11 protein-coding genes are annotated in these 21,587 nt (G+C 69.8%); 7 read left to right on the forward strand and 4 right to left on the reverse strand.

From position 1 onward, the window contains the following. Positions 1-16: 16 nt before the first annotated feature. A complete protein-coding gene (locus ACWDVW_RS12510) occupies positions 17-871 on the reverse strand; it encodes a YhjD/YihY/BrkB family envelope integrity protein (RefSeq protein WP_449947415.1) in 855 nt (284 codons plus the stop codon). A gap of 94 nt (positions 872-965) precedes the next feature. Between ACWDVW_RS12510 and ACWDVW_RS12515 the strand changes: the two genes are divergently transcribed. From ACWDVW_RS12515 to ACWDVW_RS12525, 3 genes are all read left to right on the forward strand, one after another. Next, a complete protein-coding gene (locus ACWDVW_RS12515; RefSeq protein WP_449947418.1) occupies positions 966-1,520 on the forward strand; it encodes a GNAT family N-acetyltransferase in 555 nt (184 codons plus the stop codon). An 89-nt stretch (positions 1,521-1,609) separates the two neighbouring features. Beyond that, positions 1,610-4,177, forward strand: coding sequence for a M14 family metallopeptidase (locus ACWDVW_RS12520; protein WP_449947421.1), 2,568 nt, complete (start codon positions 1,610-1,612; stop codon positions 4,175-4,177). A gap of 124 nt (positions 4,178-4,301) precedes the next feature. Further along, on the forward strand, positions 4,302-5,048 hold the full coding sequence (locus ACWDVW_RS12525; protein WP_449947424.1) for an endonuclease V: 747 nt from the start codon (positions 4,302-4,304) through the stop codon (positions 5,046-5,048). A 4-nt stretch (positions 5,049-5,052) separates the two neighbouring features. Here ACWDVW_RS12525 and ACWDVW_RS12530 read toward each other — a convergent pair whose 3' ends face one another. Beyond that, the gene (locus tag ACWDVW_RS12530; protein WP_449947427.1) at positions 5,053-8,235 is read right to left on the reverse strand and encodes an FG-GAP repeat domain-containing protein; all 3,183 of its coding nucleotides are present in this window, start codon (positions 8,233-8,235) and stop codon (positions 5,053-5,055) included. A gap of 447 nt (positions 8,236-8,682) precedes the next feature. On the opposite strand from ACWDVW_RS12530, the gene ACWDVW_RS12535 reads away from it, so the two are divergent. Then, on the forward strand, positions 8,683-15,966 hold the full coding sequence (locus ACWDVW_RS12535; RefSeq protein WP_449947429.1) for a ricin-type beta-trefoil lectin domain protein: 7,284 nt from the start codon (positions 8,683-8,685) through the stop codon (positions 15,964-15,966). Between the two features lie 511 nt (positions 15,967-16,477). Here ACWDVW_RS12535 and ACWDVW_RS12540 read toward each other — a convergent pair. Together ACWDVW_RS12540 and ACWDVW_RS12545 are read right to left on the reverse strand one after the other, a co-directional pair. Further along, positions 16,478-16,732 carry a hypothetical protein gene (locus tag ACWDVW_RS12540; RefSeq protein ID WP_449947432.1) on the reverse strand — a complete coding sequence of 85 codons (255 nt, stop codon included), beginning with the start codon at positions 16,730-16,732 and terminating at the stop codon, positions 16,478-16,480. After that, entirely contained in the window at positions 16,729-16,965 is a 237-nt protein-coding gene (locus ACWDVW_RS12545; RefSeq protein ID WP_449947435.1) for a DivIVA domain-containing protein, read from the reverse strand. Before ACWDVW_RS12545 ends, ACWDVW_RS12540 begins: the two co-directional genes overlap by 4 nt. A gap of 874 nt (positions 16,966-17,839) precedes the next feature. On the opposite strand from ACWDVW_RS12545, the gene dxr reads away from it, so the two are divergent. Genes dxr through ispG form a run of 3 tightly spaced genes read left to right on the forward strand, consistent with a single transcriptional unit; the run spans position 17,840 to position 21,483 of the window. Further along, positions 17,840-19,051 (forward strand): 1-deoxy-D-xylulose-5-phosphate reductoisomerase, encoded by a 1,212-nt coding sequence (gene dxr, locus ACWDVW_RS12550; protein ID WP_449947438.1) that lies wholly within the window; start codon positions 17,840-17,842, stop codon positions 19,049-19,051. Next, positions 19,051-20,301, forward strand: coding sequence for a M50 family metallopeptidase (locus tag ACWDVW_RS12555; protein WP_396745366.1), 1,251 nt, complete (start codon positions 19,051-19,053; stop codon positions 20,299-20,301). The genes dxr and ACWDVW_RS12555 overlap by 1 nt, the downstream gene beginning before the upstream one ends. A gap of 9 nt (positions 20,302-20,310) precedes the next feature. Beyond that, complete coding sequence (ispG, locus tag ACWDVW_RS12560) at positions 20,311-21,483, forward strand: flavodoxin-dependent (E)-4-hydroxy-3-methylbut-2-enyl-diphosphate synthase (RefSeq protein ID WP_131052779.1); 1,173 nt, start codon at positions 20,311-20,313, stop codon at positions 21,481-21,483. The last annotated feature ends 104 nt before the right edge of the window (positions 21,484-21,587 follow it).

The raw sequence follows: 21,587 nt of genomic DNA on the forward strand, positions 1-21,587 counted from the left end.
ACCGAGTTGATCATGGTCAGGCCGGCGATCCGTCGTCGGCGCGGGCGGCGCGGCGGCTACGCCAGTCGGCCAGCGCCAGGGTGGCGGAGTAGCCGGCCAGCACGATCACGTGGAAGAGATAGAGCCAGAGCAGCACGGCCACGGCCGCACCGACCTCGACCAGACCGCCGAAGGGAAGTCCCAGGTCGAGCGGGAGCGAGGCGAACAGCACGAAACCGTGCAGGAAGCCGGAGAGGTTGGCGGCGGTGAACGACCCGACCGCCAGCGTGGAGAGCCAGTCCGGTGACGCCGGGCCGACCACCCGGAAGACCCACATCAACACCGGAGTGAGCACCAGCCACACCGCCAGGAAGGACAGCACCACGCCGAGCACGCCGGCCCAGCCGCCCCGCCGGACCAGCTCGGTGGTGGTGGGCAACGCCAGCAGGATCGACAGCAGCAGGGCCGGGGCCGGCGCGAGCAGCGGCAGCAGCAGCACCCGACCCCGCCAGCCGACCAGGTGCTCGTCGGAGCGGGGCGCGGCCACCGAGACGAACGCCCGGCGCAACCCCTCGCCGTAGAGCGACGCGGGCAGCAGCGCGGCCAGCGCCAGCCAGGGCGTCAGACCCACCCCGGCGTCGACCAGGGCGGCCACCGCGTGGGGCGCGCCGATGGCGTCCGGCAGGGTCTCCACGGCGTACGCGGTGAGCCGGCGCACCCGGTCGCCGCCGGCGAGCAGCGCGGTGAGCCAGATCGCCAGCAGCGCCACCGGCACCACCGCGATGCCCCCGTAGAAGGTGATCGCGGCGGCGTGCAGAGACAGGTCTCGTCCGCGTACCGGGCGGAAGGCGGCCCGGGTGATCCGTCTGGTTCGTCGCCACGCACCGCCCATCCCGCTTCTCTTCCCCCTCGCGACTCCGCCCACGCCTGGTGTCACCGGCAGCACACCCAACGCGCGGTGGCCGGCGTCGTTACGATCGGCGGCCATGACCGTGGACGTGACCGAGCGGCTGCTGCTGCGCGAGTGGCAGGACACGCCGGAGGACCTGGGCCGGCTCTACGACCTCTACTCCCGAGAGGACGTGATGCGCTGGCTGGGCGGGGGAGCGGGCCGGCTGACCGAGCCCGACCAGGCGGCCCCCCGGCTGGCCGCCTGGCGGGAGCGGTACGCCCCGTACGCCGGCCGGTACGGCCTCTGGGCGATCGAGGTCCGCCGGACCGGGGTGGTGGCCGGCAGCGTACTGCTCAAGCCGTTGCCCGGGGCCGATGGCATGACGCCGACCGACGACATCGAGGTGGGCTGGCACCTGCACCCCGACTCCTGGGGGCACGGCTATGCCACCGAGGCGGCGCGGGCGGTGCTGGCCCGCGAGTTCGCCACCGGCACCGAGCGGGTGTACGCCGTGGTGCTGCCGGGCAACGAGCGGTCCACGGCGGTCTGCCGCCGGCTGGACATGACCCACCTGGGCCGGCGCACCGACTGGTACGGCGGTACCGAGGTGGAGACGTTCGCGCTGACCCGCCGCGAGCTATCGACGTAGCACTGTCGCCGCTGGTAGAACAGCCAATCATCACGGTGCCGGCGATCACGACTCCCGGCACCCCACCTCCCTCGAGACGAGGTATCTGCGTGGCTGTTCGACGACCACTCATGGCACTGCTCGCCGCAGTGCTCCTCTTCGGACCGGCCCCCGCCGCCGTGGCGGCGCCGGCCGCCCCTGACCCCACGGGTGCGGCGGTCCAGTCGCCCCGCGGTCAGTCCGACACCGACCTGCCGTTCACCGTCGGGTCGCCGCAGCAGCGGGGACGCTCCGCCGACGCCCCCGGCCGGCAACCCGCCCAGCCGGCCCCGTCGGCGAAGCTGCCCGGCAAACCACGGAACGACGTGATCCAGGACGTGCCGGTGGAGCTGACCGACGCGTCCATCCCGCTCAACCTCATCCCGTACCACGACATCCCGGCCGCGCTGCGCGGCCTGCAGCGCAGCGACCGGATCAGTGTGGAGGTCATCGGGCAGTCCGTGCTCGGCCGTGACCTGCACCTGGTGGTGGCCACCTCGCCGATGTCCGACACCGCCTGGACGTCCTGGCAGAAGCTCTCCGACCTGCGGTTCAGTGACCCGGCCGCGGCGCGGGCCACGATGGCGGCCGGCGGCTACGACACCTGGCGGACCCCGCTGTTCGTCAACAACAACATCCACGGCAACGAGTGGGAGGGCACCGACGCCAGCCTCCAGGTCCTCCAGGAGTTGGCCTTCTCCACCGACCCCGAGGTCGTCGGGATGCTCGACCGCCACGTGATCGCCTTCGTGGTCACCAGCAACCCGGACGGCCGGGTCGCGGCGACCCGGGCCAACGCCAACGGCTTCGACATGAACCGCGACTTCATCACGGCGTCGCAGCCCGAGGTCCGCGCCGTGCGCGCGCAACTCGTCCGCTACAGCCCGCTCACCATGGTGGACATCCACGGGTACGTCTCGTGCACGCTGATCGAGCCGACCACCGGCCCGCACGGCGACAACTACGAGTACGACCTCTACATCAAGCACGCGCTGCGCAACGCGCTGGCCATGGAGCAGGCCGTCCTCGCCACCGGCGAGACCCGCGCCTCGTGCGCGGACGGCAGCGGCGGTCGGCGTGCCGACATCCCGTTCCGGGACCGGGCACAGGGCTGGGACGACTGGCCGCCGATCTTCACGCCGATGTACTCGATGTACCACGGCACCATCGGGCACACCATCGAGGTGCCGCTCAACCCGCGCGGCAACCTGACCGAGGCGGAGCGGCACGAGCGCACCCGGATCAACACCGCCGTGGCGCGGGCGTCGATCGAGGGGAACCTCCGGTACGCCACCGAGAACCGGGCGGCGCTGCTGGACACCCAGCTCGAATGGTTCCGGCGGGGTGCCGCCGGGGAGCCGACCCGCCCCATCGACGACCCGCTCGCCCTCTCGCTGGCCCGGGGGGACAACGCCAAGACGCACCCGCAGAGCTTCCCCCGCGCGTACGTCATCCCGGCCGGTACCGGTCAGCGCAGTGAGACCGCGGCGGCCCGGCTGGTGCAGTTCATGCTCGACAACGACGTCGTCGTGCACCGCGCCTGGCGTCCGTTCACGCTCGACGGCACGCGCCACGAGGCCGGCGCGTACGTCGTCGACATGCGTCAGGCCAAGCGTGGCCTGGTCAGCGCGCTGCTCGACGTCGGGCGGGACGTGACCCAGGACTTCAACGCGATGTACGACATCTCGGCCTGGAGCCACGGTCACCTCTGGGGCGCGACCGTGCAACGGGTGACGCGGAACGTCACGCTCGACGACAAGGTGCTGCGTCCGGTGACCGAGGCCCGTGCCACGGGTTCCGTCGCACCCGGCAACCGCACCCAGTACGGGCTGGTCGTCGACTCGGTCGCCGGCATCCAGGCGGTCAACCGGCTCCTCGACGACGGCGTGACGCTGGGACGGACCCCCGACGGGACGTTCGTGGTGTCGGCCGGTGCCGCCGTGGTCGGTCCGATCGCCGAGGCGTACGGCGTCGAGTTCACGAAGATCACGCCGCCGCAGGCGCGTACCGCCACGCCGGTGTCCCGGGTCCGGCTCGGTGTCGCGGCCAACGCCGGTGAGATCCACGCCTTGCGGCAGATGGGCTTCGCGCCCATCTCGGTGACGCACACCGCTTTCAACAGCGGGGCGCTCTCCTTCGCCGACTTCGATGCGCTGTTCGTCTCCACCACCTCGTTCAACCCGCTCAGCCTGGACGCCACCCGCGGTTTGGAGTTCACCCGGTGGCTGGGCGACGGCGGGACCGTGGTGGGCCGAGGCAGCAGCGGCAAGCTGTTCAACGACCGCGCCGGGCTGCTCGACGTGACGATCGCGGCGGGCCGCAGCGACGCCAACGGCATCGTCGCGGTGCGCAACGATCCGGCCTCGCCGATCACCGGTAACGCGCTGCCGACCGCGTTCGTCGACGCGCCGCAGTACTTCACCCGGGTCGGCGACGGCGTCCGCGTCGACCAGCGCCTGGCCGCCGAGGGCTTCTTCCTCGCCGGACACTGGGGTGGACAGGAGGCCGCCGCCGGTCACGCGGTGGTGGTCAGCGGCGTGGCCAAGGGCGCGAACGTGACCCTGTTCGGCACCGAACCGCTGTTCCGGGCCCACCCCGAGGGCCTCTTCCCGCAGGTCGCCAACGCCCTGTGGCAGTGACCTGACCGACGATCGCCCCGGCCGGTGCCGCCAGCGCCGGTCGGGGCGATCACGTTGCGCGGTCACCGGCCGCCGTTACGATCGAGGATCATGGCGATCCTCTCCCCGCACCGGCCCGCCTGACATGCCCTCGGAACCGGCTCTGCCCTCCGACCCGGCTCTGACCTACGTCGAGGCGCGTACCGTGGCCGTGGCCGTGGCCGAGGCCGACCAGCAGGAGCTGCGGCAGCACCTGGACCTGACCGGCGGCCCGGTGACCCCGCCGAGGCTGGTGGCCGGTGTCGACGTCTCCTACGACAAGACCTCCACCCGGGTCACCGCCGCCGCCGTGCTCGTCGACCTGACCACCGGCGTCGAGGTGGAGACCGTCGTCGTACCCGGCGAGGTGACGTTCCCGTACGTCCCCGGGCTGCTGGCCTTCCGCGAGGTCCCGATCCTGCTCACCACGCTGGGCAGGCTCAGCCGCCGCCCCGACACCGTGGTCTGCGACGGGTACGGCATCGCCCATCCACGGCGGTTCGGGCTGGCCTGCCACCTGGGCGTGGTGACCGGCCTGCCCACCTTCGGCGTGGCCAAGACCCCGTTCGTCGGCACGTACGCCGCACCCGGGTCGCGTCGGGGCGACCGGTCGGTGCTCTCCGACGGCGACGACGTGCTCGGCCACGCCCTGCGTACGCAGACCGACGTCAAGCCGGTCTTCGTCTCCGTGGGTCACCGCACCGACCTGGACCGGGTGACCGAGTTGACGCTGACGTTGAGCCCGCGCTACCGCCTGCCGGACGTGATCCGACGTGCCGACTTCCTGTCCCGCGAAGCCCTTCGCCGAGGCGAGGCTGCTTCCCGGCCCGGGCTCCGGGCTCCGCGGGTGTGACAGGTCAGCCGAGGACCCGGAACATGGTGTTGTAGTTCCCGGAGAGGACGACCTGCACCGACGCGTCGATGTTGGTGAGGGACGGTCGATGCAGTTGGATCTTCCCGTCCACACCGGCCCGCACCCAGAGGTCCGGGATCCCGTCGCCGCTGACGTCGGGGATGCCGACGACCGCGTTGTACGTCGTCTCGGTCCAGCCCGTGCCGATCCGCACGTCGCCGTCGCGGGAGTTGGCCGCCTGCTTGAGCGAGTCCAGGTTGACGCTGTTCGGGCCCGACCCGGGCCGTCCGTGGCGGACATAGAGCGTGCCGGCGTCCAGGTTGCGCCAGAGCAGGTCCGGTGTGCCGTCCCGGTCGAAGTCGGTGATGTTGAGGATCTCCCGACGGGCCCAGGCGGTGCCCTCCATCAGCGTCGCCTCCTGGAAGCTCGCCCCGGTGTAGCCGGAGAGCACCCAGAACTGGGTCCCGGAGCGCAGCGCCAGGTCGGGTTTGCCGTCACCGGTGATGTCGCCGAGCGCCTTGATCTGGGTCCAGGTGGACGGGGCCGGCGCGGTGGCCGGCAGCAGGATCCGCAGCCGCTTGTCCACGTTGAAGCTGCCGTATCCGTCACCGGGGTAGAGCCAGAACCCGCCGTCGGGGGTACGGGCGAACAGGTCGGTGAGCCCGTCTCCCGGGTACGCGTCGGAGTGCTTGGTGATCAGTGCGGCCTGACCGGTGGCGGGGTTGTACCAGTGCCCGGGCGGGTTCTGCTCGCCCTTGTCGTTGTAGGAGGCGGCGAGGTGGTCGTACAGCTCACCGCCCTCGTCGCCGACGAAGGTGCGCAGGTTTCCGTCGGCGTTGATGACGAGCAGGTCGGGTCGCCCGTCACCGGTGATGTCGGCGGGCCCGTCGGCCTCGTCCCGTGGTGGCACGAAGAAGGTGTAGTCGGTGCGGACGCTGCGGTTGCCGACGGCGTCGTAGGCGTACACCTGCAGGGTGGTGGGCCCGGCGTGCCGTGGTCTGAGGTCGGGCACGGTGACGGTGCCGTTGGTGGCGTTCACGGACGTGCTGCCGATGGACTCGAAGGCATAGGTGAACCGGACCGCGCCGGTGGCGGTGAAGGTGATCGGGCCGGTCCCGCCGAACTTCACCGTCGCCCAGGTGTCGCCGTCGTGGCTACCCTCCAGCCAGACGTCACTGGTCACCGTCGGGGCGGGCGGCGCGGACGCGTCGACGTTCAGCCGGCAGGGTTCGCTGCCGGGCGGGAAGTACGTCGACGTGGCGCCCACCTGGTCCTCGGCCTGGACGTCCCAGGAGTAGGTGGCCTTGTCCTCCAGGCTGCTGGACGGGATGGTCAGCCGTGCCTCACCGCTGCTGGTGGCGGTGACCAGGGTGCCGGCGGGCACCGTCGAGCCGGTCTTCCAGAAGCGGAACCGCAGCGCCTTGAGGTTGTTGTCGGGGTCGGTGGCCTTCGCGTACAGCTCCAGGTTGGTCCTCGCGACCGTGACTCCGCTGCCGGGGCCGGGCACACAGTTGCCGCCGGGGGTGCTCCTGCCGCCGGTCGGCTCCTTGGGCGGCGAGTTGTACTCGACCGTCAGTTGGGCGGTGCTGACCCGGAAGCGGCGCCAGGTCAGCGTGTCGGACTCGCTGGTCGCCTGCATGCCCAGGGTGAGGGTGGAGTCGCTGCTGTCGGCGGCCGACCGGGCGGCGGCCGCCACGTCGAAGCGGGCGTAGTCGTTGTCGCAGCTGCCGTCGTAGCCGTAGGCGAAGGACTGCTTGTCCTGCACCGAGCGCCAGGTCGGCTGCTTCTTCCACGTGGTGCCGGACGAGATCGCCGCCGTGTGCCACAGCTCCATCTGGCGGCGCGTGCAGTTCCAGGAGTGGACGTTGAGCACCCGGAAGGTGGCGGTCTCGATGTCCGGGCCCTTCAGGGTGCTCTTGAAGCCCATCCGCCAGAAGGAACGAGCCGTCAGCGGCGTGTTCCGCTCGTGACCGACCCGTGCGTCCGTGCTGCCGGAGTTGAAGTTCGTGCCGTTCCAGGTGTTGGTGCTCGGGTGCTGCTTGTAGATGGTGGCCCAGGCCTGCGTGGTGGTGTTCAGGGTGGGGTCGAGGAAGATCGGGAAGATCGCGTCGGCGTCGTCGAGCAGCCCGCTGGCGGCGGCGTCGAGGTGCAGGCGTACCTGCCCGGAACCGTCGCCGTCGAGGCGGGTGGGCATCCGCGCGTGGCGGGCGCCCGGCTCGACGCCGCTGAGACCGGAGAGGTTCAGCACGTCGGCGTTGGTGGCCACGGCGGTGCGGGGCGCGGCCGGGGGCGCTTCGGGTTCCTGACCGGCGGAGTCCCAGGCGAAGGGGGTGGGGATCGAGCCGATCTCCGCCCCGTCGACGGAGTCGAGGATCCGGACGCCGCCGGTCTCCCGGTCGTGGCGGAAGGTCGCGGTCGGGGACTCAAGGCCGTAGACGAGGGACCGGACGGCGTCGATCGTGCTGCTCGCCCGGGTCTTGACGATCAGCAGTTGGCCGAAGCCGCCGTCGTCGCGGGCGACCAGGAGCAGGTCCACGCCGGGCCGGACCTCGGGATAGAGGGCGCGCGGGCCGTCGAGCACCGGCTCGGGCAGCGCACCGGGCCACAGGTAGGTGACCGTGTGGCCGTCGATCTCCACTTCGGCCAGCGGCGTGTCGGCCGGTTCGGTCCGCGTGTTGGCGACCAGCCGCAGCGCGTGGCGGGAGGGGCTCGGCTCGGGGCTGGCCCCGGGGCTGTTCGGTTCGCTGCCGCCGGCGAACCGTACCGGCACCGCGGCGTTGACCGGGCGGATACCGAGGCCGTCGGGGGCGGTGCTGGTACGGGTGAGCGCGGTGTCGATCGGTGCCCACTGCCCGGTGGCGTCCTTGGCGCGCTGTGGCACCGCGTGGGACGTGGAGCGCCAGCGACCGCTCGGCAGTGCCCAGGTCAGCGAGGTGGGCGTGGTGGCGGTCTCCACCAGCACCTCCTTGCCGGTGCGCAGCGCCTCGGCCATCGCGGTGGCCTCGTCGACTGGGGGAGTGGACACCGGAACGGCCGGGGTGGCGGTGGCCGGCCGGGAGTCGGGTCCGTCGAATCCGGGCCACCACGGCAGCGTCGCCGCGACGACGGCGGCCAGCAGAAGGCCCATGGTGCACAACAGCCGGGTGCGCGTACGCACGAGCGGGCTGAGCAGGCGAGGCACAGTCACGGCGGTCTACTCCCGTGGGCCGGGCGGACAGGAAGACGGCGTGCAGAACCGCCCCTGTCGGCGGGCCGTGGGGCAGAAATGCGGGCACACGATCGCACGCCACCGGTACGTCCCGTCTATCCCGTCAACGTTATCGATCCGTGATCTTCACTCCTTGAATATGTGCCGTAACGCCGGAATTTGATCTTGTGTCTGGATTTGCGGGTCCGGCCTGTCGGACATGGCGGATCTGTTCGTTTAGATGATCTTCGGGGCGATCGGAGATCCACTGCGGCAATAGCGGCGTGACGGGGATCACTCCAACCCGATGTTGATCACTTTAGGTGACCTTGAGCTACTCAGCGCTCTGACGGAAGGTGCTCACGCACGGGCCGCACCTGGCATGTGCCCGGTGCGGTTTCCGCACCGTCCTCTTTCGTCTTGACGCCTGGGTGGGAGTCGACGCGCATGCGTGGTACCGGTTTGCTGGCTCGGCGGTGGGGTCGTCCCGCCCGTACGACCTTCGTCCTGGCGCTCACCATGACCATGGCGGTGACGACCCTGCCCGCGCCCGCCTTCGCGAAGCCCGGACCGGGTATGAGCCGTGGCGCCATCGAGCTGCCGGAGATTCCGGAGGTCGATCAGGTCTCGCCCGACGAGGAGGCGGTGGCGAACCTGCTCACCGACGAGCCGGAACCGTCGGAGCTCTACGAGCCCACGGCCGTCGAGGCATGGGAAGAGGGCAGCGGCACCGTCGACCTGACCGGGGTGACGCCCGGTGAGACGCTGCCGGTCGACGACCTGCCGGTCGCGCTCGGCGTGCCGGACGGCGGCGATCCCGCTGCCCTCGCCGGCACCTGGGCCGTCGACCTGGCCGCACCCGAGGCGTCCCACGACGCCGGGGTGGCCGGCCTGATCATGAAGATCACCCCGCCGGCCACCGCCGACCCGGAGGCCGAGGTCGCCCTCACCGTCGACTACACGCCCTTCGCCGACTTCTACGGCCCGCAGGCCGCCGACCGGTTCGGCGTCATGCTGCTGCCCGACTGCGTCTTCGACGACCCCGACGGCGGCGACTGCGCCCCCGACGACGCCGCCCGAGGAACGGCGGACCCCGCGAGCATCGCCGGTCAGACCGTCTCCAGCGAGGTGGAGCTGGTCCCGGTCGCCGGCTCCGCCGCCCGCAGCGCACGGGTCGCCGGGGTCGAGGAGGGCGCTCCCGCCCGCCGGATGGTCACCAGCAGCCTGCCGGTCGGCGCGCTGCTCGGTGACGCCACGCCGGTGGCGGGTCGGTCGGCGATCGGCGCCCAGTCCGCCGCGTCGGGCAGCAGCGTCGTCGGCGTGCTCGACACCGGCGCCTCGGCGGCCGGTGACTTCACCGCCACCCCGCTGCTCTTCTCCGGCTCGTGGGCGGCGGGTTCGTCGTCCGGCGCGTTCACCTACTCGTACCAGGTCCAGGTGCCCGAGACGGCCGGCGGTCCGACGCCGAAGGTCGCGTTGTCGTACTCGTCGCAGTCGGTGGACGGGCGTACCTCGGCGACCAACAACCAGGCGTCCTGGATCGGCGACGGTTGGGACTACGCCGCCGGCTCGATCACCCGGACCTACGTCAACTGCCGTCAGGACTCCAAGAAGGCCGGCTCCAACAACGCCACCCACCGGACCGCCGACCTCTGCTGGGGCTCGAAGAACGCGACCCTCTCCCTCGGCGGGATGACCACCGAGCTGGTCTGGAACCAGTCGGCCGAGACGTGGACCACCGCCAACGGCGACGGCTCCAAGGTGGAGTTGCGCAAGAACGCGAACCTCGACAACGGCGACGAGGACGGCGAGTACTGGGTCGTCACCACCAGGGACGGCACCAAGTACCACTTCGGCCTGCACCGCCTGCCCGGCTGGACCACCGGAGCGCCGGTCACCAACTCGGTCCTCGCCGTACCGGTCTACGGCAACCACGCCGGTGAGGACTGCTACAAGGCGGGGAACTGGGCCGGCTCGGCCTGTGAGCAGGGGTGGCGGTGGTCGCTGGACTACGTCGAGGACATCCACGGCAACGTGATGACCCTCTGGTGGAAGAAGGAGAGGAACCGCTACGCGCAGAACTTCAACTTCACCAAGCCCGTCGAGTACGACCGCGGCGGCCACCTGCTGAACATCGACTACGGCCAGCGCAACACCAACAACAACGTCTTCGCGACCCCACCGCTGGCCCGCGTCACGTTCGACGTCGCGGAACGCTGCTACAACCAGGGTTCCCAGACCTGTTCCGAGTCGAACTTCAACAGCAACATCCCGCACGACTACCGCATCTGGTACGACACCCCGGCCGACCTGAACTGCGTCGCGGGCAAGAAGTGCTGGAACGCCTCGCCCTCCTTCTTCACCCGTAAGCGGCTCGACAAGATCACCACTTTCGCGCAGCGCCGCAGCGGCTCCACCGCCCTGCAGAAGGTGGACGAGTACCAGCTCACGCAGTCCTTCCCGGTGGAGTGGACCGGGACGAACACCGCGCTGTGGCTGGAGTCGATCGAGCGCACCGGGTACGGCGTCGGCGGCGACGCGGTCCGGCTCAACCCGGTGCGGTTCGTGCACAACTCCGAGGACATGCCCAACCGGGTCCGCAAGGACAACCGGCCCGGCTTCTCCCGGCTGCGCATCGCCCGGGTCGTCAACGAGTACGGCGGCGAGACCGTCGTCACGTACAAGAAGCCCACCGGCGCCTGCGCGGACGGCACCGGCCTACCCGGCAAGACCGACACCGCCGGGCTGAGGTCGAACACCCGGCTCTGCTACCCCAACTTCTGGCACCCGGACCCGGCCAACGACGACGAGATCGACTGGTTCCACAAGTACGTGGTGGAATCCGTCGAGGAGCTGCCCGCCATCGACGGCGCCTCCAGTTCCACCGTCACGACCTACCAGTACGCGAACGCCGGCTGGAGGCTGGCCGAGGCGGAGTTCACCAAGAAGTCCAGCCGCACCTACTCCCAGTTCGCCGGCTTCGAGCAGGTCACCGTGCTCACCGGCCCGCCCGTCGCCGAGATGGGCAGCGAGCGGACCAAGTCCGTCACCCGCTACTTCCGGGGCATGGGCGACACCGTGTCCGTCAAGGACAACGTGGGCAGCGGCGAGGAGATCGCCAAGGACCGGGAGCCCTTCGCCGGCCGGGTCGCCGAGGAGCTGACCTACGCCAGCGCCGGTGACGCTGACGCCAACTGGCTCACCCGCAGCGTCACCTACCCGACGGCGACCGAACTCGCCTCCCGCCCCCGCGACGACGGCCTCAGCCCGCTCAAGGCGTGGCGAGTCACCGACACCCGGCAGAAGGCGGTGGCCCGGTCGTCCGGCACCGGCGACGACACCCGCACCCTGCGGACCGTTGAGACCAGGACCACCTACGAGAGCACCCACGGCCTGCCGGAGCGGATCGAGTCCCTCGGCGACACCGGCCGCACCGGCGACGAGTCCTGCACCTTCGTCGAGTACGCGCACCACACCGACAAGCACGTCATCGGCCTGACCCGGCAGATCCGCAGCAGCGCCACGACCTGCGCCGCCGCGACCTTCGACGACCTGACCTCGCTCGCCTCCGCCGGCCGGGTCGCCTACGACGACACCGCCTACGGTGCGGCGCTGCCGGCGAGCAGTCGCGGTCTGGCCACCCAGACCTGGTCGCTGAGGGCCGACGGCTCCGGTTTCCAGAACGACGGCACCACCAGCTTCGACGCCGTCGGTCGGGTGCGGACCCGCACCGACCCGGACGGCAAGGTCTCCCAGATCACCTACACCCCCGCCAGCGGGCAGGCGTACTCGGTCACCGAGGAGAACTCCCTCGGGCACAAGCAGACCCGTGAGCTGGACCCGGGCCGGGGCGTCACGCTCAAGACCACCGACCCGAACGACCGTGTCAGCCACGCCGAGTACGACGGGCTGGGCCGTCTGGTCAAGGCGTGGGGCGCCGGGCGTACCCCGTCGACCTCGTCGGTGCCGGACTTCCGCGCCGAGTACGCCCTGCCGCCGATCGCCCCCGACCCGGAGAACCCGGGCGAGAGCATCCGCAAGCCCCCGTACGTCACCACCTTCGCCCGCGGCCACGAGGACCGCATCCAGACCTCGGTCACCATCTACGACGGACTGGGCCGGGAACGGCAGTCCCAGGTGCAGGCGACCAACGGCGGTCGGCTGGTCACCGACACGCTCTACAACTCGGCCGGCGAGGTCTGGCAGACCAACAACGCCTACTTCGCCGAGGGGTCGCCGATCGGCCAGCTCTTCACGCCGCTGTCGGACACGGTCATGCCCAACGCCACCCGCTACATCTACGACGGCCTCGGCCGGGTGGTCAAGGAAATCCCGCTGCTCAACGGGAACGAAGACGAGGCCCGCGCCACCAAGTACAGCTACGGCCTCGACCACTCCACCGTGACCAACCCCAAAGGGGCCGCGTCGTACCGCCTCTTCACCGACGGGCTCGGCCGCACCACCCGGGTCGACACCTTCCGCGACACGGACCAGACCGACTTCACCTCGATGCGCTACGAGTACGACTCGCGCGGCCAACTGGTGAAGGCGGACCACTCCGCCAACCCGCTGCCGTGGACCTGGACGTACGACCAGCGCGGCCGGCTCACCCGGACCACCGACCCGGACACCGGCCTCACCACCATGACCTACGACCACCGGGACCGGCCGCTCACCACGACCAACGCCCGTGGCGTGACGGTGTGGAACGGGTACGACGAGCTGTCCCGCCCCACCCAGCAGCGCCTCGGCGGCAGCGGCGGCACCCTGCTCTCCCAGTTCACCTACGACACGGTGGCCGGCGGCAAGGGCCTGCCCGCGACGTCGACCCGCTACACCGACGGCTTGCCGTACACCCAGTCGATCGGCGGCTACACCCAGGACTACCAGCCGACCTCGACCACGCTGACGCTGCCGCAGTCCACCGCCACCACCTGGGGCCTGAGCCAGCAGTACCGCTACGACTACACGTACACCGACACCGGTCTGCCCGAGTCGAGCACCATGCCGGCGGTCGGGCCGCTGCCCAGCGAGAAGCTGCTGGTCCGCTACACCGCCGACGGCCTGCCGCTGTCGGTCTCCGGCAAGGACTGGTACGGCTCGGAGACGATCTACTCGCCGTACGGCCAGGTGCTGCGCTCCACCCTGGGCACCCAGCCGTACCGGGTGTGGACGATGGCCGACTACGACGACGCCAGCGGCGCCCTCACCCGGCAGCAGGTCTTCCGCGAGGTCACCGGCAACCACCTGGTCTCCAACCGCTCCTACGGTTACGACGACGCCGGCAACGTCACCTCGATCCGCGAGCACGCGACCCCGATCGCGGAGCGCCAGTGCTTCACCTACGACCCGCTCGGCCAACTCCTCAACGCCTGGACGTCCAACAGCCAGACCTCCTGCGACGCCGGCCCCGGCACCGCGACCGCACCCAACGCGGCGGTCGGCGTCGACGGCACCGGCTACTGGCAGGAATACGAATACGACCTGCTGGGCAACCGCACCAAGCTGGTCGAGCGGGACCTGACCGGCCGCACCTCCGCCGCCCCGCTGGCGACCACCTACGGGTACGGCCGGGAGGGGGCCCAGCCGCGCACCCTGTCCGCCGTCACCAAGACGTACACCACCCCGCAGGGCGCGGCGATCGTCTCCGAGGCCGCACGGCTGTACGAGCTGACCGGCGAGACCAAGTCGGTCACCTCCACCAGCAACGGCGACCAGCAGGAACTGACCTGGACCTACGACGGCCAGATCGAGCGGATCACCGGCTCGGGCAGCAAGGGCCGCAGCCCGTACGTCGGCCTGGCCGCCAAGTGCATCGACCTCAGTTCCGGCACCTCGGAGCCGAACCGGCCGATCCAGCTGTGGGCGTGCAACAGCACGATGGCCCAGAAGTGGAGTTTCACTCCGGTCCCGGGCCAGAACAACGCCAACCTGGGCACCCTGTCCGGGCACGATGACTGGTGCGTCCAACCGGCTGCCAACACGGCGGGTTCGGCGATGCGTCTACAGCGGTGTGACGGCACGGCCGACCAACGCCTGGAGCGCCTGTCGACGGGACAGGTGAAGCACGTCGCGTCCGGGCTGTGTCTGGCCGTACAGGGGAACGCCACGGCAGACGGCACGCCGATCGTGCTGGCCACCTGCGCCAGCGGTTCGGCGGGCCAGCAGTGGAACGCGCAGGACGAGACCCGGCACATCTACGGTCCCGGCGGCACCCGCCTGCTGACCGTGCAGGGCCAGCAGGCCACGCTCAACCTGGGCGAGGCGCAGTTGACCGTGCAGCCCGGCGGCATGCCGATCGACGCCCAGCGCACCTACTCCACCCCGGGTGGTGCGGTATCGCGGCAGGTGATCGGCACCGCCGCGCAGGCGTTGGCGGCGCTCGCCGGTGACCACCAGGGCAGCACGTACGCGGAGGTGGTCCTCGCCGGCGGGATGACGACTCGGATCCGGAAGCAGGACCCGTTCGGCAACCAGCGTGGCGCCGCGTCAGTAGGTGCGAACATGCGCACCAACACCGGCTTCCTCGGCGCGGTACGCGACGACTCGTCCGGCTTCGTGCCGCTGGGCGCGCGTCTGTACGACCCTGAGGTGGGCCGGTTCATCTCCGCCGACCCGGTCCTGGACCTGACCGACCCGGTCCAGAACAACGGCTACACGTACGCCCACAACAACCCGGTGACCCACTCGGACCCGTCCGGCCTGTCGCTGGCGTTGACCGCGTCGGAGACGGCGGCGGCCCTGGCCGGTGCGGGACTGTCGGCGGCGATGATCTCTCAGGCGCAGGCCAACATGGGCCGGTCGCTGATGTCGGTGGTCCTCGACTCGGCCTGGTACATCCTCAAGGAGTTCATCGGCATCAACGACGCCATGAACTGCTTCGGCGGTGACATGTGGGCGTGCGGCAGCCTGATCATCGGGGCGATCCCGTGGGCGAAGCTGGGCAAGATCCCGGCGGTGATCCGGGCGATCGACCGAACGATCGCCGCAATCCAGGCATGGCAGGCCGCGAAGCGGGCCGCAGAGATCGTGCTGGCCGCGGCGCGGGCGGCGGAAGCCGCCGCGTTGCAGGCCAAGAAGCTGGCCATCGAACGGGCCAAGAAGGCCGCCCAGGCAGCCAAGAAGAAGGCCGCTGACAAGGTCAACTCGACAAGCAACAAGGCAACCCAGTCGGCGAAGAAGACGGGTAACCCGGCACAGAAGGAAGCCCAGGCCAAGTCCAACCCGAAGGGCTCGTCCGCAGCCTCCGGCGGTGCCGGTGGCAAGGGTGCCAGCGGCGGCGGCAAGGGCGACTCGAAGCCGGGCGGCTCGTCGGGCGGATCGAGCCGCAGCAACGGCGGCACCAGCGGCAGCGACAATGGCGGTTCAGCCGCCGAGGCTGCCGGCGATTCTTTCATTTCTATCTACCGCACACCGAAAGTCGTAGACAAAGACTATGAATTGGACCATGGTCCGAATCCATCTTCGCGTGTCGAGGGCGGTAACGACCTTGTCTATTTCGGCGAGAGAAGTGTTGCGAGTGAGTATCAAGGACGGGGCCCTTACGCGTCTGGAATGATTCGGTATGACATGCACCTATCGTTCCTGGAAAGTTTTCCGAAAGCGGCAAAGAGGTACGACTGGAAGGGGCCAGGCGGAACCCCTCGGATTGAGTTCGAGATCCCCTATAATCGGCTAGGTGAGTTCAATGCACTCACCTTGAACCGTACTTGGTTACCCAAAAAGGGGTAGAAGGTGAATTATGAGTTCGATTCTTCATCTAGAGTTTCAGGTGACTGTGGTCGCCGTCAGGCAGTGGGGACTAGACGTGATGCTTCCAGATGGAACGCCGGGATCTATTGACAACACGAAGGATCCGGCGTGGACCTCAGGCGATCGTGCTGCCGTTGTTGGCGCCGTGGTTCGCGCTGTAGTTATTGACGATGAGCGTTCGCCTGTTCGCTTAAGCGCACTGGACGAGGATGCGGATATCGCCCGAGTCAAGAGGGATTCGGTGTAGGGGAGACTGAGTCGGTGGTGGAAGTGGAGGTCGTTGCGCCCGTGGCGTCGGCGGAGAAGGGAGCCAGAGGTGACTCATCGAGTCGTCGGTTCGAGATCTTGCGGTCGAGTTGCGAGCCACGGCCTTCTGTTCCCGCCGATCTGTTGCCTCCTTGTGGAAAGTCCGTCCCCCGCCCCGTGATCGACCTCGAACGGCGAGGGTCAAGCCAACCCACCGACGAGCACCTGATCAGCTACCCGGACATTATTGCTCCGGGTCGACCACCCTTGCGATGCATTGGCCGCTGGGGTGGTGACAGCGGGCGCCGTTGTCGAGTGGGGTGTCGCACCAGACTCGGTGGCGGAGGAACTGGCGGTCTTCTTCGCTGAGTGTCGTCTCGCCGAAGTCGATGGCGGCGAGGTGACCGAGGGAGTCGCGCAGGGCCACGGCGAGGGCGGTGGCATCGTCCAGGGTGGTCAGCCTGGTGGGCAGGTGGATGATCCAGAATGGTGCGCTCATCGTGGCCCTCGATGGTGAGTGGTGTCCGCGTGGCGGCCGACGCTCTGCCGGGACTGCCATTGGCGCAGTGCGTGGCGGATGCGCTCGGCCTCGGTGGTGGCGGTGGTGAGTTCGCGGCGTAGGCGTTCCATCTCGTCGGCGAGTCGATCGAGGTAGGCGTACACCTGGGTGGGGTCGAGGCCGCGTCGACGGGTCCTGGACCTGGCCGCTGAGTCGACCGCCCTCGTCTTCATGCCGGCCCCGGACCCGGCTGCTGAGTCGACCGCCGACCACACCTCGCCGAACACCCGCGAAGCAGCCCGAAGCGGCCAGTCCGGTCCGGCGCGAACCCCGATCCACCCGCCGCACCCGCCACGGACCCGCCCATGATCACGCTCGATCCCGGATCGAGTGGTATCCGGGGGCAAGGGAAGCCACTCGATCCTGCATCGAGCGCGACCGTGACGCTGTTCGCGGTACCCCGCCATCACCCACGCTCGATCCTGCGTCGAGCGTGACCGTGACGCCGTTCGCGGCACCTCGCCACCACCCGCGTCGATCATGGATTTGAGCACGCACAAAAGCCGTGAACTAGTGCGAAGCATCACCTGGAACTCCATGATCGCGTGCCACCGTAGCTTCGTGAGCGCCGGATCTCTGATCGCCGGGCTGACCTGAGGCGTTGTCGGGGTGGGGTGGGTAGATCTGTTGTCGTCCTAGCGACAACAGATCTACCCACCGCCCTTCGCCGGACGAGTCTCCTCGTCGTAGCACGCCCGGCGGGCGGCACCTACGTAGCGCAGTTCGGGTCCCGGACGGTCGAGCGTCGGATCGTCGGTGGCCGGACCGGTTGTGCGATGGCCTGTCGGCGTATGAGTTGCCGTGAGCGTGGTCAGGGGCGGCGCAGTGGCGCGGGCAGCGATGGCAAGCCTGTGCGATGCCCTGCGGTGGGGGGCTGCGATGGCCAGCCTGTTCTGATGGCGTGCGGTGCGGGTTGCGGTGGTCCGGCCGGCCGGCACGGCGAGCGGTGTACTCGGGTGCAGGTGTTAACAAGGGACCCCTGCTCTACCGGAGGCGTTAATAAGGTGCCCTTCCTTGCACCGAGGCGGCGTGGTGAACAATGGCGGCGTGACCTCCCCCCGCGATCTTGTGCTGTTGGGTTGTACCGGGTCGATCGGTACCCAGGCCATCGACATCGTGCGGCGAAATCCTGACCGCTTCCGGGTGGTGGCGCTCGGTGCCGGTGGCGGTAACGTCGCGCTGCTCGCCGCCCAGGCTCTCGAACTCGGTGTCGAGGCGGTCGGGGTGGCGAAGGCGTCCGCCGCGCAGGATCTCCAGCTCGCGTTCTATGCCGATGCGAGTCGACGGGGCTGGGCCAGCGGCGACTTCAAGCTTCCCAAGATCGTGGCCGGGCCGGACGCGATGAGCGAGTTGGCGCAGTGGCCCTGCGACGTCGTGCTCAACGGGGTGGTGGGGTCGCTGGGGCTCGCGCCGACGCTGGCCGCGCTGCGCGCCGGGCGTACGCTCGCGCTGGCGAACAAGGAGTCCCTGGTCGCCGGTGGCTCGTTGGTCAAGGCGGCGGTGACGCGGCCGGAGCAGATCGTGCCGGTCGACTCGGAGCACTCGGCGCTGGCGCAGTGTCTGCGCGGCGGCAGTCGGGGCGAGGTGCGGCGGCTGGTGGTGACGGCCAGTGGCGGGCCGTTCCGGGGGAAGCGGCGCGACGAGTTGACGGCGGTGACGCCGGAGCAGGCGCTGGCGCACCCGACCTGGAACATGGGGCCGGTCGTCACGATCAACTCGGCGACCATGGTCAACAAGGCGCTGGAGGTGATCGAGGCGCACGAGCTGTTCGACGTGCCGTACGCCGACATCACCGTGATGGTGCACCCGCAGTCGGTGATCCACTCGATGGTCGAGTTCGTGGACGGCTCGACGCTTGCCCAGGCCAGTCCGCCGGACATGCGGTTGCCGATCGCATTGGGTCTGGGCTGGCCGGATCGGGTGGCCGACGCCACCGCAGCCGTCGACTGGACCACGGCGCACACCTGGGAGTTCACGCCGCTGGACGACGAGGCGTTCCCGGCGGTGGCGCTGGCCAAGGCGGCTGGGGAGACGGGGCGCTGCCGGCCGGCGATCTACAACGCGGCCAACGAGGAATGCGTCGCGGCGTTCGTCGCCGGGCGACTGCCGTTCCTCGGCATCGTGGACACGCTACAGCGGGTGTTGGAGGACGCTCCCGATTTCGACGAACCGGGTACCGTCGAGGACGTACTCGAAGCCGAGTCGTGGGCGCGCGGGCACGCGCAGGAGATCATCGCTGCTGCGGTGGAAGGAGCTTGATGTCGTTCGCGTTCGGGGTGGTGCTGTTCGCCCTCGGCATCCTCATCTCGGTGAGCCTGCACGAGGCGGGCCACATGATCACCGCCAAGGCCTTCGGGATGAAGGTCACCCGCTACTTCGTCGGTTTCGGCCCCACCATCTTCTCCTTCAAGAGGGGCGAGACCGAGTACGGCCTCAAGGGCATCCCGCTCGGCGGCTTCTGCAAGATCGTCGGCATGACGCCGCAGGACGACGACGTCGAGCCCGGTGACGAGAAGCGCGTGATGTGGCGCTACCCGGTGTGGAAGCGCACGATCGTGATGTCCGCCGGCTCGATCACCCACTTCGGGTTGGCGATCTTCGCGGCCTGGCTGGCGGCGATGACGTTCGGCCTGCCCAACCCCAACTTCCCGAGCACCGAGGAGCAGATCCGCGCCGAGCCGGCGGTGATCGCGATCCAGGAGTGCGTCCTGCCGGACACCACCTACCGGGTCTGCGAGGCCGGTGACGCGCCGAGCCCGGCCGGTGCCGGCGGGTTGCAGAACGGTGACCGGATCACCTCGATCAACGGCACGCCGATCAACAGCTACGGCGACCTGCTGACCACCCTGCGCACCACCACGCCGGGCAGCACCGCCACCCTCGGGTACGTCCGCGACGGTCAGCCCGGCACCGCCGAGACCACCCTGGCCACCACCAAGCGCCCACCGATCGACGACCCGAACGGGCCGGTCACCGAGGTCTCCGCGCTCGGCGTGGGTCTGGTCGTCTCCACCCCCGGCCTGGTCTCCCACGGCCCGATCGACGCGATCGGTGCGACCAGCACCTTCATCGGTGACATGGCGGTCGCCACCGCGCAGGCGTTGCAGCGGCTCCCGGAGAAGATCCCCGCCCTCTGGACCGCCATCACCGGCGGCGAGCGGGACATCGACACCCCGATCAGCGTGGTCGGCGCCAGCATCCTCGGTGGTGAGGCGGTGGCCAACGACGCCTGGGAACTGTTCATCATGCTGTTCATCTCGTTGAACTTCTTCATCGGGGTGTTCAACCTGTTGCCGCTGCTGCCACTGGACGGTGGGCACATCGCCATCGCCTGGTTCGAACGCGTCCGTTCCTGGGTGTACGCGCTCCTGCGCAAGCCCGACCCGGGCCGCGTCGACTACTTCAAACTGATGCCCGTCACGTACGCGGTGATCCTGATCGGTGGCGCGTTCACGCTGCTCACGATCACCGCGGACGTCGTCAACCCGATCTCGATCTTCTCAAGGTGAGTGCTTGAAGTGACCGCTGTCAGTCTCGGTATGCCCGCCGTGCCGCCGCCACCGCTCGCGCCCCGACGGGCGAGCCGTCAGATCATGGTCGGCTCGGTGCCGGTCGGTGGTGGGGCACCGGTCTCCGTGCAGTCGATGACCACCACGCTCACCTCCGACGTCAACGCGACCCTCCAGCAGATCGCCGAGCTGACCGCCTCCGGCTGCCAGATCGTCCGGGTGGCGGTGCCCAGCCAGGACGACGTGGAGGCGTTGCCGGCGATCGCGCGCAAGTCGCAGATCCCGGTGATCGCCGACATCCACTTCCAGCCGAAGTACGTCTTCGCCGCGATCGACGCCGGGTGCGCGGCGGTGCGGGTGAACCCGGGCAACATCCGGCAGTTCGACGACAAGGTCGCCGAGATCGCCAAGGCGGCCTCCGCTGCCGGTACGCCCATCCGGATCGGCGTCAACGCCGGCTCGTTGGACAAGCGTCTGCTGACCAAGTACGGCAAGGCCACCGCGGAGGCGCTCGTCGAGTCGGCGCTCTGGGAATGCTCGCTGTTCGAGGAGCACGGCTTCCGGGACATCAAGATCTCGGTCAAGCACAACGACCCGGTGGTGATGATCCGGGCCTACCGGCAGCTCGCCGAGCAGTGCGACTACCCGTTGCACCTGGGCGTGACCGAGGCCGGTCCGGCGTTCCAGGGCACCATCAAGTCGGCGGTCGCCTTCGGGGCGCTGTTGGCCGAGGGGATCGGCGACACCATCCGGGTGTCGCTCTCCGCGCCGCCGGTCGAGGAGATCAAGGTCGGCGCGCAGATCCTGGAGTCGCTGGGCCTGCGCGAGCGCGGTCTGGAGATCGTCTCCTGCCCGTCCTGCGGCCGAGCCCAGGTGGACGTCTACAAGCTGGCCGAGGAGGTCACCGCCGGTCTGGAGGGCCTGCCGGTACCGCTGCGGGTCGCCGTGATGGGGTGCGTGGTGAACGGCCCCGGTGAGGCCCGCGAGGCCGACCTGGGTGTCGCCTCCGGCAACGGCAAGGGTCAGATCTTCGTCAAGGGCCAGGTCATCAAGACCGTGCCCGAGGGGCAGATCGTGGAGACCCTGATCGAGGAGGCCCTGCGGCTGGCCGACGAGATGGGTGCCGAGCTGCCCGAGGAACTGCGCGGCCTGCTGCCCGGCGCCACCGTCAGCGTGCACTGACCCATAGCGACACCGAGGGGCGGCCACCCGAGGGCGCCGGGCGACCGCCTGCGGGTAACCGCTCTTGGTGGTCGGGTCGAACGAGGTCGGCGCCTTGACCAGAC

This window comes from Micromonospora sp. NPDC003241 (genome assembly GCF_053589795.1).

Bases quoted from the DNA above. Each gene is read 5' to 3' on its own strand.
- ACWDVW_RS12545 (WP_449947435.1), bottom strand. From the start codon at position 16,965: ATGAAGACGAGGGCGGTCGACTCAGCGGCCAGGTCCAGGACCCGTCGA.
- ACWDVW_RS12555 (WP_396745366.1), top strand. From the start codon at position 19,051: ATGTCGTTCGCGTTCGGGGTGGTGCTGTTCGCCCTCGGCATCCTCATC.
- ACWDVW_RS12510 (WP_449947415.1), bottom strand. From the start codon at position 871: ATGGGCGGTGCGTGGCGACGAACCAGACGGATCACCCGGGCCGCCTTC.
- ACWDVW_RS12525 (WP_449947424.1), top strand. From the start codon at position 4,302: ATGCCCTCGGAACCGGCTCTGCCCTCCGACCCGGCTCTGACCTACGTC.
- ACWDVW_RS12515 (WP_449947418.1), top strand. From the start codon at position 966: ATGACCGTGGACGTGACCGAGCGGCTGCTGCTGCGCGAGTGGCAGGAC.
- ACWDVW_RS12535 (WP_449947429.1), top strand. From the start codon at position 8,683: ATGCGTGGTACCGGTTTGCTGGCTCGGCGGTGGGGTCGTCCCGCCCGT.
- ACWDVW_RS12540 (WP_449947432.1), bottom strand. From the start codon at position 16,732: ATGAGCGCACCATTCTGGATCATCCACCTGCCCACCAGGCTGACCACC.